General features: G+C 73.7%; 2 protein-coding genes. Both read right to left on the bottom strand.

Annotation, left to right across the window (positions count from 1 at the left end; translation table 11 throughout):
* Positions 1 to 79: 79 nt before the first annotated feature.
* Positions 80 to 1,573: an anthranilate synthase component I gene (locus tag ACOV8S_RS11660; protein ID WP_448317710.1), complete on the bottom strand. Its 1,494-nt coding sequence runs from the start codon at positions 1,571 to 1,573 to the stop codon at positions 80 to 82.
* An 11-nt stretch (positions 1,574 to 1,584) separates the two neighbouring features.
* Positions 1,585 to 1,963 (bottom strand): phosphoribosyl-AMP cyclohydrolase (gene hisI / locus ACOV8S_RS11655; RefSeq protein ID WP_448317708.1); only part of this gene is annotated, 379 nt, incomplete at its 5' end.

Here is a 1,963-nt window from a genome sequence, read left to right as displayed (position 1 = left end):
CCCCTCCACTATGGCCCCGCCGGGCCCGCCCGTATGCCCCCCGTGGGCCGCCCGGGGGTCAGGTGAGAGCGACATCACCTCACGCGCCGCTCCGGCCGGCCCCCAGCCGGTTGGCGCTGTGGACGGCGCGCAGCACCGCGGCGGCCTTGTTGCGGCACTCGGTGTCCTCGGCCACCGGGTCGGAGTCGGCGACGACTCCCGCGCCCGCCTGCACGTAGGCGGTGCCGTCGCGCAGCAGCGCGGTGCGGATGGCGATGGCGGTGTCGGAGTCCCCGGCGAAGTCCAGGTAGCCCACCGCGCCGCCGTACAGGCCGCGCCGTGAGGGCTCCAGCTCGTCGATGATCCGCAGGGCGCTCGGCTTGGGCGCGCCGGAGAGGGTGCCGGCCGGGAAGCAGGCGGTGAGCACGTCGAAGGCGGTGCGGCCCGGGGCGACGCGGCCGGTGACGGTGGAGACGATGTGCATCACGTGCGAGTACCGCTCGATCGACATGAAGTCGACGACCTCGACGGAGCCGGGCTCGCAGACCCGGCCGAGGTCGTTGCGCCCGAGGTCGACCAGCATCAGGTGTTCGGCCCGTTCCTTGGGGTCGGCCATCAGCTCGTCGGCGAGGGCCTGGTCCTCCTGCGGGGTGGCGCCGCGGTGGCGGGTGCCGGCGATGGGGTGCACCACGGCGCGGCCGTCCTCGACCTTGACGAGCGCCTCGGGGCTGGAGCCGACGACGTCGAAGCCCTCGAACCGGAAGAGGTACATGTACGGCGACGGGTTGGTGGCGCGCAGCACCCGGTAGACGTCCAGGGCGCTCGCCGTGCAGGGGGTCTCGAAGCGCTGGGAGGGGACGACCTGGAAGGCGTCGCCGGCCCGGATGCGTTCCTTGATGTCCTCGACGGCCTTCTGGTACTCGACGCCGCCCCACAGCGCGGTGTACTCGGGCAGCGCCGCGTCGGGCAGGGCGACCGGCGGCTGGGCGAGCGGGCGGGCGAGGTCGGCCTCCATGGCGTCCAGGCGGGCGACGGCGTCGGCGTGGGCCTCGTCGACGCCGGTGTCGAGGTCGTTGTGGTTGATGGCGTTGGCGATCAGCAGGACGGTGCCGTCCCAGTGGTCGAGGACGGCCAGGTCGCTGGTGAGCAGCATGGTCAGCTCGGGCAGCTTCAGGTCGTCGCGCTCGCCGGGGCCGATCTTCTCCAGGCGGCGCACGATGTCGTAGCCGAGGTAGCCGACCATGCCCCCGGTGAACGGCGGCAGCCCGTCCTGGCGGGGGGTGTGCAGGGTCTCCACGGTGGCGCGCAGCGCGGCCAGCGGGTCGCCCTCGGCGGGGACGCCGACGGGTGGCGTGCCGAGCCAGTGGGCCTGGCCGCCGCGTTCGGTGAGGGTGGCGGCGCTGCGGACGCCGACGAAGGAGTAGCGGGACCAGGAGCGGCCGTTCTCGGCGGACTCCAGCAGGAAGGTGCCGGGGCGCTCGGCGGCGAGTTTGCGGTAGAGCGCGAGTGGGGTGTCGCCGTCGGCGAGCAGCTTGCGGGTGACGGGGATGACCCGCCGGTCGGCGGCGAGGGTGCGGAACGTCTCGAGGTCCATGGCCGTGGACCCTACTGATCCGTGGCGGCTCCCGCCTGCGTGTCTTCCTCCTTGAGCAGCACGTCGGCGTCGAAGCAGGTGCGGTCGCCGGTGTGGCAGGCGGCGCCGGTCTGGTCGACGCGGACCAGCAGGGTGTCGCCGTCGCAGTCGAGGGCGACCGACTTGACGTGCTGGACGTGGCCGGAGGTGTCGCCCTTGACCCAGTACTCCTGGCGGCTGCGCGACCAGTAGGTGCAGCGGCCGGTGGTGAGGGTGCGGTGCAGCGCCTCGTCGTCCATCCAGCCCAGCATCAGCACCTCGCCCGTGTCGTACTGCTGGGCGACGGCGGGGACCAGGCCGTCGGGGGTGCGCTTGAGCCGGGCGGCGACGGCGGGGTCGAGACCGGTGGGG

The organism is Streptomyces sp. CO7, from assembly GCF_053474865.1.
Note: the sequence above shows the minus strand (reverse complement) of the source record. Positions and strands in the feature narration are given on the sequence as shown.

What these genes read in the sequence shown, in the direction of transcription:
- ACOV8S_RS11660 (WP_448317710.1), bottom strand. Translation starts at nt 1,573, where the DNA reads ATGGACCTCGAGACGTTCCGCACCCTCGCCGCCGACCGGCGGGTCATC.